We start from the raw sequence: 8,552 nt of genomic DNA, 5'->3' as shown, positions 1-8,552 counted from the left end.
CGCTACCCGGTGATCCGGACGGTGGTGGTGGAGCCCCAGATGGCGAAGCTGAGGAAGAAGTCGGCGACGACGGTGAACACGATGCTGGTGCGGATCGCCCGGCCCACCGCCTGCCCGACGCCGGCCGGGCCGCCGGAGGCGGTGTAGCCGTAGTAGCAGTGGATGAGGATGATCGCGGCGGCCAGGAAGAGCAGCTTGGCGAACGACCACAGGATGTCGATCGGCGGCAGGAACTGCAGGAAGTAGTGGTCGTAGGTGCCGCTGGACTGGCCGTAGACGTAGACGACGATCAGGCGCGGCGAGAGGTAGGACGCGCTCAGCGCCACGATGTAGAGCGGGATGACCGCCACGAAGGCCGCGATCATCCGGGTCGTCACCAGGAACGGCAGCGACGGGATTCCCATGACCTCGAGCGCGTCGATCTCCTCCGAGATCCGCATCGCGCCCAGCCGCGCGGTGTAGCCGCAGCCCACCGTCGCGGCCAGCGCTATCGAGGAGATCAGCGGCGCGACCTCGCGGGTGTTGAAGTACGCCGAGATGAACGCGCTGAACTTGGCCACGCCGATCTGGCTCAGCGAGGCGTAGCCCTGGATGCCGACCTCGGTCCCGGCGAAGAAGGCCAGGAAGGCGATGACTCCCACGCTGCCGGCGATCAGGGCCAGCGCGCCCGACCCGAACGTGACCTCGGCCAGGGTGGCGGTGATCTCGCGCGGGTAGCGCCGGATGGCCCGCGGGACCCAGAACAGCGCGCGGGCGTAGAAGAGCAGCTGGTCGCCGTACCCCTCGAGGGAGCGGCGGGGCGCGCGCACGGCGGCGCTGGCGACGGAGCCGATGGAGATCGCCACGGGTCAGATCCCCACCGGCGGGACGACCTGGAAGTAGATCGCCGTGATGACCGCGTTCAGGAAGAACAGCAGCATGAAGGCGATGATCACCGACTCGTTGACCGCCCGGCCGACGCCGCTGGGGCCGCCGCCGGCGTTGAGGCCCTTGTAGGCGCCGACGATCGCGGCCATCGCGCCGAAGACGACCGCCTTGATGATGGCGATCCAGAGGTCGGTGATGGAGGCCAGCGCGGTGAAGTTGGACAGGAACGCACCGGCGGAGCCGCCTTGGACCACGACGGTGAAGAAGTAGCCGCCGCCGATGCCCGCGCCGATGACGATGCCGATGATCATCAGCGCCACGAACATGGTCGCCGCCACCCGCGGGGCGACGAGTCGCTCGAGCGGGTCGACGCCGAGGACCTCCATGGCGTCGATCTCCTCGCGGATCTTGCGCGCGCCCATGTCGGAGCAGATCGCCGAGCCCGCGGCGCCGGCGATGATGAGCGCGGCCGCGATCGGGGCGGCCTCGCGCACCACCGCGAGGACCGCGGTCGCGCCGGCGAAGGACTGGGCGCCGAGCTGGCCGGTCAGGTTGCCGACCTGCAGCGAGATGACCGCGCCGAACGGGATCGAGACCAGGATGGTCGGCACCAGGGTGACGCTGGTGATGAACCACGCCTGCTCGATGAACTCACGCAGCTGGAACCGCGTCGTGAAGAGCCGCTTGAGCACGTCGACGACCATGACCGCGATCTCGCCGGGTCCTCGGATGACCCCGGCAGCACTGAAGGCCATCGGACGGTCACCTCTTCTCGGCTCGGCTGCGGTCGGGTCGGGCTGGGCGGCGCGGAGCCCCGACGATAGAACGTGTTCTCGTTTTGGACAACGGGAGGGAGTGACGTGACCGTCGTCACCCTGACGAGCCAGGGTAGGTGTGGAGCCCCTCTCTAGGATGAGAACCCGTCGAATCGCGACCAGGAGGAGGACGACCGCCGTGGCCGCCGACCTCTGGGCCCAGTTCGCCCACGACCCGCGCCAGCGCGCCCACGCCGGCCTGCGCTGCTCGGTCGACGACCGCGAGCGCATCCACACCGTGCTCTCCGAGGCGTACGCCGACGGGCGGCTCGAGCGCGACGAGCTCGACGACCGGATGGCCGCCACGGCCCGGGCCCGGACGCTGGGCGAGCTGCCGCCGCTGGTGGCCGACCTGGTGCCGCTGCGCACGCCCGCGCCCCGCCCGGCGGGATCGCTGGTCGGTGTGCCGCACGACGAGCTGCGGCGCCGGGCCGAGGACGAGTGGGCGGCCCGGCGCCGGAGCGCACTGACGTTCCTCGTCAGCGCGGTCGTCGTCAGCTCGGCGCTGTTCGTGGCCCGCGGCGTGGAGTGGGAGACCCCCTGGCTGGCCCTGGTGAGCCTGCTGGCCGTGCTGCGGGTGTCGCACCTGCAGGTCGGCCACCGCGACATCGTGGCCACGCAGGTGCGCCGCCTGGAGAAGAAGCAGGCCCGCCAGCAGCGCCAGGCGCAGTGGCCCTGGCCGAAGGGCCTGCCGCCCGGACCCTGGAGCCCGTGAGCCCCCGCCGGGCCCTCGTCGCCGTGCGCGGCCACCCCTCCGCGGCGGTGCTGGCCCTGCAGCTCTTCGCGGTCCTGGCCTACCCGTTCCTCGACGACAACGTCGCCGGCCAGTCCGTGCTCGGGCTGCTGCAGGTCGGGGTCGTCGTCGCCGCCGTGGCGGCCGTGCGCAACACCCCGACCCTGTCGTGGGTCGCGCTGGTGTTCGGGGCGCCGGGTGCGGTCTTCAGCGTGCTGGAGGCCGTGACCGACGAGGCCGACTGGGCCGTGCTCGGCTCCGCGGCCTTCCACGTGCCGTTCTACCTGTTCGTCTCCTACGCGATGATCCGCTACCTCTTCCACGACGACCGGGTCACCCGCGACGAGCTGTTCGCCACCGGCGCCGCCTTCACGGTGGTCGCCTGGGCCTTCACCTACGTCTACGCCGCCGCCCAGGTCGTCTGGCCGGGCTCCTTCATCTCCAACGCCGGCGAGGGCCAGCGCGAGTGGTTCGAGCTGCTCTACCTGTCCTTCACCACGCTCACCTCCGTCGGGCTCTCCGACGTCGTGCCGGTGCGCGACCACGCGCGCTCGCTGGTCATGATCGAGCAGGTCGCCGGCGTCTTCTACGTCGCGCTCGTGGTCGCCCGCCTGGTCGGGCTCAGCGCCCGTCGTCCCAGCCCGGGGGACGGTGCCTGAGGGGCAGCCCGACCACCACCAGGTCGTAGGAGGTGTCGACGGCCTCGAGCAGGTCGTCGTCGGGGATGCCGTCGAGGGCGAGGTCGTTCCACCCGCTGCGGCCGATGTAGGCCATCACGCGGGCCGCGCCGGGGTACCGCGCCAGCCACGCGTCGGCCACCTCGCGGGACCGGGCGGCCTTGACCCCGACGCTGGTCGCCCCCAGGAACGCGAAGATGCGGCCCCGCTCCCCCTCGCCCACCTTGACCACGGGCCACAGGTGGCCCCACGGGTCGTCGAGCCAGGCGCCGGGCTTGGCCAGGCAGTGCTCCTGCAGCGTCCCGACGTCCACGCCGGGAGCGTACGGCGCCCACGGCCGGGGCTGAGTCGACTGGATCGGTAGTCTTTGCGGGTGGCCGACTCCCCCGTGTCCTGCTGCGCCCCGAGCACCGGGAGCGCGGCTGCTGCTCCGCGGCCGCGGGCGACGCCCGCGGCTGCGCCGGCGCCGGGGGCGCCGGCGGGCCGGCCACGCACCGCGGGCCTCGTCGACGTGCCCGCCGGCACGTTCGCCATGGGGTACGACGGCCCGCTGGCCAACCCGGGCGAGGGCGAGGGCCCGGTGCGCGATGTCACCCTGCCGGCGTACCGGATCGGGTCGACGACGGTGACCAACCAGCAGTTTGCGACCTTCGTCAAGGCGACCGGGCACGTCACCGAGGCGGAGCGGACGGGGTGGTCGTTCGTCTTCCACCTGCTCGTCGCCGACCCCGCGGCGGTGCGTGGGCGGGCAGCGGGCTCGGAGTGGTGGCTCGGCGTCGACGGCGCCGACTGGCGCCACCCGCACGGCCCGGGCAGCGACGCGGGCCGGATGGCCCAGCACCCGGTCGTGCACGTCTCGGCCCAGGACGCCGAGGCCTACTGCGCATGGGCGGGCGTCCGGCTGCCCACCGAGGCGGAGTGGGAGCGGGCGGCCCGCGGCGGCCTCGAGGGAGCGCTCTACCCGTGGGGCGACGAGCACCCCGAGTCGCTGCGCACGCCGCCCGCGACGATCTGGCGCGGTGAGTTCCCGGTGCGCCACGACGACGGGCGGGGTGCGATCGGCACGGTGCCGGTGAAGTCCCACCGGCCCAACGGCCTCGGCCTGCACCAGGCCTCCGGCAACGTGTGGGAGTGGACGGCCGACCCGTGGTCGCTCGACGGCCGGGTGGTCGACGACGACCTGCGGGTGCGTCGTGGGGGGTCCTACTTGTGCCACGACTCCTACTGCAACCGCTACCGGGTCTCCGCGCGCGACCACAACCGGCTCGACGACCACACCGGCAACATCGGGTTCCGGGTGGCGGCCGACGCCGCCTGAACGCCCGCCTGGGTCACCCGGGCTCGGGGACCTCGGTCTCCCACCGCGCCCGCCGCTCGGCGTCGCTCTGCTCCCACCACGGCGTGCCCCGCTCGCCCAGCGCGACCTTGGCCGCCTGCACCCCGTCGCGCGAGCGCCGCTCCTCCTCGGTGCCCTTGGTCCGGCGCACGTCGCGGCGCCAGGCCATCAGCACCCGCTGCAGCTCGTGCCGGCGCTCGTCGGGGATGGCCGGGTCGGTCGCCCGCCAGCGGCGGCCGTCGACCACGATGTAGCGCCCGTCGTCGGTGTGCTCGACCATCAGGCGTTGATCCCGGCCTCGAGCGCGGCCCGGTCGATGACCCTCCGGGCGCGGCGGCGGTAGCGGACGATCTGCACGGTGCCGAGGGCCCACAGGACGTACTGGACGCTCATCGCCCACCGGAACGCCTCGGGCGTGTAGTCGGTCGACGCCCCCGGCGTGCGCCAGTCGAGCACCAGCCCGACCGCCACGACCAGGACCAGGCTGGCGGCGAACCCGGCCTGGTTGATGATCCCGGTGGCGCTGGCCAGGCGGTCGGCCGGGTTGGAGGTGCGGGCCAGGTCGAACCCGATCACCGACGCCGGGCCGCCGAGGCCGATGACCTGGGTCAGCAGGACCAGCAGCCACAGCGGCGCCTGCCCCGGCCAGGCGAGCACGGCCGTCCATACGACCACGATCGCCGCGACGACGACCAGCACCATGGTCGAGCGGTGCCACGGGTGCCGGGAGACGAGGTAGCCGAGCAGCGGGCCGGCGTACATGATCGCGACGACGACGAGCGTCAGGAGCAGGCCTGCCGTGGCCTCCGAGAGGCCCTCGCCCTGGACCAGGAACGGGTAGCCCCACAGCAGCGACAGCGTCGTGGCGCTGAACTGGGTCGTGAAGTGCATCCAGAACCCGAGCCGGGTGCCCGGGTGCGCCCACGACGCGGCCAGGCTGCGGCGGACGACCGCCAGCGAGAGCCGCGGGCCGAGCACCCGCCGCTGGTCGGGGGCGTCGCGCACGACGGCGACCAGCGAAATCGTGAGCACGACGCCGAGCGAGGCGGTGAGCAGGTAGGCGCCGGTCCAGCCCAGCTCGCGCAGCGCGATCGTCATCGGCACCGCGGCCAGCACGGCGCCGAGCTGGCCGAGCGTCCCGGTGAGCTGGGTGACCAGCGGCACCCGCCGCGGCGCGAACCACCGCGACACCAGCCGGAGCACGCAGATGAACGTCATCGCGTCCCCCATGCCCACGAACGTCCGCGCAGCCAGCGCCGCCGGGTAGGACTCGGCCAGCGCGAACCCGGCCTGGGCGAGCGTCAGCACCACGGTCCCGGCGAGCATCACCGCCAGCGGGCCGTAGCGGTCGACCATCAGTCCCACCGGCACCTGCATCAGCGCGTAGACGAGCAGCTGCAGCATGGTGAAGGTCGCCAGCTGCGAGGCCGAGATGTCGAACCGCTCGGTGGCCAGCAGCCCCGCCACGGCCAGCGAGCTGCGGTGGAAGACCGCCACCAGGTACGTCGCCAGTCCGACCCCCCACACCGCCCACGCCAGGCGGGGCTGGGCAGTCCGGGTCACTCCCCCGAGGTTACGACCGTGCCCGGGTCGGCCCGCACGGTGGTCGTGACGGTGGACCGGCTGCGGTCGGGTGGTCTCGAGACAGGACTCCGTCCTTCCTCGACCACCGTGGATCGATCACCGCGGATCGACCACCGTCAGGCGCCCCGACCACAGCAGCGCCGGGCCACAAGGCGCACGGGAGCGCAGCGGAGGCCAGGGTGGCGGTCGGCCCTGCGTGCCCAGACCGCGGCAGCCCTCCACGAGCGGCGCAGGGCCGCGCCACGGACCGCAGCGGAGCGACCCATCCAGCTACTTCGTCGCCGGTGCTCGCTCCGCTCGCCGGGCTCCTCGCTCGTCGCGATCGCTCGACCTCGTTCCTCGGTCGGCGTCGCTCCTCACTTCGTCGCCTCCATCATCTGCCGCAGCTCCTTCTTGAGGTCGTTGATCTCGTCGCGAAGGCGGGCGGCGAGCTCGAACTGCAGCTCGGTGGCGGCCTGCTTCATCTGGTCGGTGAGGTCCTGGATGAGCTGGGCGAGCTCGCTGCTGGGCAGGCCGGCGAGGTCCTTGGCGTGGTGGCCGCTGGCCTTGTCGCCGAGGACGGGGACGGGCTGGCGGGTCTTGGCGCCGCCAGCACGGCCCTTGGCCTCGGTGCCGGCCCAGGTCTCGAGGAGGGCCTGGGTGTCCTCGCTGTCGCGGGCGAGCATCTCGGTGATGTCGGCGATCTTCTTGCGCAGCGGCTGGGGGTCGACCCCGTGGGCCTTGTTGTAGGCGATCTGCTTCTCGCGGCGGCGGTTGGTCTCGTCGATGGCCGACTCCATCGAGGGCGTGACCTTGTCGGCGTACATGTGGACCTGGCCCGAGACGTTGCGGGCGGCGCGGCCGATGGTCTGGATGAGCGACTTGTCGGAGCGCAGGAAGCCCTCCTTGTCGGCGTCGAGGATCGAGACCAGCGAGACCTCGGGCAGGTCGAGGCCCTCGCGGAGCAGGTTGATGCCGACCAGGACGTCGTACTCGCCCATCCGCAGCTCGCGCAGCAGCTCGATGCGGCGCAGGGTGTCGACCTCGGAGTGGAGGTAGCGGGTGCGGATGCCGGCGTCGAGGAGGTAGTCGGTGAGGTCCTCGGACATCTTCTTGGTCAGCGTGGTGACCAGGACGCGCTCGTTCTTGTCGGCGCGGGTGCGGATCTCGTGGATGAGGTCGTCGATCTGGCCCTTGGTGGGCTTGACGACGACCTCGGGGTCGACGAGCCCGGTGGGCCGGATGATCTGCTCGACGACGTCGCCCTGGACCTTGTCGAGCTCGTAGTCGCCGGGGGTGGCGGAGAGGTAGATGGTCTGGCCGATGCGGTCGAGGAACTCCTCCCAGCGCAGGGGCCGGTTGTCCATCGCGCTGGGGAGCCGGAAGCCGTGCTCGACCAGGTTGCGCTTGCGGGACATGTCGCCCTCGTACATGCCGCCGATCTGCGGCACTGCCACGTGGGACTCGTCGACGACGAGCAGGAAGTCCTCGGGGAAGTAGTCGAGCAGGGTGTTGGCCGCAGACCCGCGGGTGCGGCCGTCGATGTGCATCGAGTAGTTCTCGATGCCCGCGCACGACCCGACCTGTCGCATCATCTCGATGTCGTAGGTCGTGCGCATGCGCAGGCGCTGGGCCTCCAGCATCTTGCCCTGGCGCTCGAACAGCGCCAGCTGCTCCTCCAGCTCGGCCTCGATGCCGGCGATCGCGCGCTCCATGCGCTCGTGCCCGGCGACGTAGTGGGTCGCGGGGAAGATGTAGAGCTCCTCGTCGTCGGTGAGGACCTCGCCCGTCACCGCGTGCAGGCTCATCAGCCGCTCGATCTCGTCGCCGAAGAACTCGATGCGCACGGCGTGCTCCTCGTAGACCGGGAACACCTCGAGGGTGTCACCGCGCACCCGGAAGGTGCCGCGGGTGAAGGCCATGTCGTTGCGCGTGTACTGGATCTCGACCAGGCGGCGCAGGATCGAGTCGCGGTCGTGCTCCTCGCCGACCTTGAGCCGGATCATCCGGTCGACGTACTCCTGCGGGGTGCCGAGGCCGTAGATGCAGGACACGGTCGAGACCACGATGACGTCGCGGCGGGTGAGCAGGCTGTTGGTGGCGCTGTGGCGCAGCCGCTCGACCTCCTCGTTGATCGAGGAGTCCTTCTCGATGTAGGTGTCGGTCTGGGGGACGTAGGCCTCGGGCTGGTAGTAGTCGTAGTAGGAGACGAAGTACTCCACCGCGTTGTCGGGGAACAGCTGGCGCAGCTCGTTGGCGAACTGCGCGGCCAGCGTCTTGTTGGGCTGCATGACGAGCAGGGGGCGCTGCACCTGCTCGGCCACCCAGGCCACGGTCGCGGTCTTGCCGGTGCCGGTGGCGCCGAGCAGCACGACGTCCTGCTCGCCGCCCTCGATGCGGCGGGAGATCTCCTTGATGGCGGCCGGCTGGTCACCGGACGGCTGGTAGTCGGAGACGACCTTGAAGGGGGCGACGCGGCGCTCGAGGTCGGTGACGGGACGCATGCTGCGAGCGTAGACGGGACCACGGACAGTCCTCGTCGCCCGAGGAGAGGGGCCGGG

The 8,552-nt window shown here is 71.9% G+C and carries 9 protein-coding genes; 3 read left to right on the top strand and 6 right to left on the bottom strand.

The features are described 5' to 3' along the window. Positions 1–2 precede the first annotated feature (2 nt). Both FJQ57_RS07125 and FJQ57_RS07120 read right to left on the bottom strand, forming a co-directional pair. Positions 3–839 carry an MlaE family ABC transporter permease gene (locus FJQ57_RS07125; RefSeq protein ID WP_211348818.1) on the bottom strand — a complete coding sequence of 279 codons (837 nt, stop codon included), beginning with the start codon at positions 837–839 and terminating at the stop codon, positions 3–5. A 9-nt stretch (positions 840–848) separates the two neighbouring features. Then, the gene (locus tag FJQ57_RS07120; protein ID WP_139978483.1) at positions 849–1,622 is read right to left on the bottom strand and encodes an MlaE family ABC transporter permease; all 774 of its coding nucleotides are present in this window, start codon (positions 1,620–1,622) and stop codon (positions 849–851) included. A 199-nt stretch (positions 1,623–1,821) separates the two neighbouring features. Here FJQ57_RS07120 and FJQ57_RS07115 point away from each other — a divergent pair, with 199 nt between their 5' ends. Then, positions 1,822–2,397, top strand: coding sequence for a DUF1707 SHOCT-like domain-containing protein (locus FJQ57_RS07115; protein ID WP_170219311.1), 576 nt, complete (start codon positions 1,822–1,824; stop codon positions 2,395–2,397). After that, on the top strand, positions 2,394–3,074 hold the full coding sequence (locus FJQ57_RS07110; protein ID WP_139978479.1) for a potassium channel family protein: 681 nt from the start codon (positions 2,394–2,396) through the stop codon (positions 3,072–3,074). The genes FJQ57_RS07115 and FJQ57_RS07110 overlap by 4 nt, the downstream gene beginning before the upstream one ends. Here FJQ57_RS07110 and FJQ57_RS07105 read toward each other — a convergent pair. After that, positions 3,037–3,405: an MmcQ/YjbR family DNA-binding protein gene (locus FJQ57_RS07105; RefSeq protein WP_139978477.1), complete on the bottom strand. Its 369-nt coding sequence runs from the start codon at positions 3,403–3,405 to the stop codon at positions 3,037–3,039. The two genes, FJQ57_RS07110 and FJQ57_RS07105, sit on opposite strands and share 38 nt — an antisense overlap. Before the next feature lie 60 nt (positions 3,406–3,465). On the opposite strand from FJQ57_RS07105, the gene FJQ57_RS07100 reads away from it, so the two are divergent. Continuing rightward, positions 3,466–4,410: a formylglycine-generating enzyme family protein gene (locus FJQ57_RS07100; RefSeq protein WP_139978475.1), complete on the top strand. Its 945-nt coding sequence runs from the start codon at positions 3,466–3,468 to the stop codon at positions 4,408–4,410. Between the two features lie 13 nt (positions 4,411–4,423). Here the strand turns inward: FJQ57_RS07100 and FJQ57_RS07095 are convergent, their stop codons facing one another. The 3 genes from FJQ57_RS07095 to uvrB all read right to left on the bottom strand — a co-directional run bounded on the left by FJQ57_RS07095 (position 4,424) and on the right by uvrB (position 8,495). Then, positions 4,424–4,708 carry a hypothetical protein gene (locus FJQ57_RS07095; protein ID WP_139978473.1) on the bottom strand — a complete coding sequence of 95 codons (285 nt, stop codon included), beginning with the start codon at positions 4,706–4,708 and terminating at the stop codon, positions 4,424–4,426. After that, positions 4,708–5,991 (bottom strand): MFS transporter, encoded by a 1,284-nt coding sequence (locus FJQ57_RS07090; protein ID WP_246081630.1) that lies wholly within the window; start codon positions 5,989–5,991, stop codon positions 4,708–4,710. Before FJQ57_RS07090 ends, FJQ57_RS07095 begins: the two co-directional genes overlap by 1 nt. Before the next feature lie 377 nt (positions 5,992–6,368). Beyond that, on the bottom strand, positions 6,369–8,495 hold the full coding sequence (uvrB, locus tag FJQ57_RS07085) for an excinuclease ABC subunit UvrB (protein ID WP_139978471.1): 2,127 nt from the start codon (positions 8,493–8,495) through the stop codon (positions 6,369–6,371). Positions 8,496–8,552: the final 57 nt, after the last annotated feature.

The sequence above is a fragment of the Nocardioides litoris genome (assembly GCF_006346315.1).
In the GTDB taxonomy this organism is placed as follows: Bacteria; Actinomycetota; Actinomycetes; order Propionibacteriales; family Nocardioidaceae; genus Nocardioides; species Nocardioides litoris.
Note: the sequence above shows the minus strand (reverse complement) of the source record. Positions and strands in the feature narration are given on the sequence as shown.

What these genes read in the sequence shown, in the direction of transcription:
- FJQ57_RS07120 (WP_139978483.1), bottom strand. Translation starts at nt 1,622, where the DNA reads ATGGCCTTCAGTGCTGCCGGGGTCATCCGAGGACCCGGCGAGATCGCG.
- FJQ57_RS07095 (WP_139978473.1), bottom strand. Translation starts at nt 4,708, where the DNA reads ATGGTCGAGCACACCGACGACGGGCGCTACATCGTGGTCGACGGCCGC.
- uvrB (WP_139978471.1), bottom strand. Translation starts at nt 8,495, where the DNA reads ATGCGTCCCGTCACCGACCTCGAGCGCCGCGTCGCCCCCTTCAAGGTC.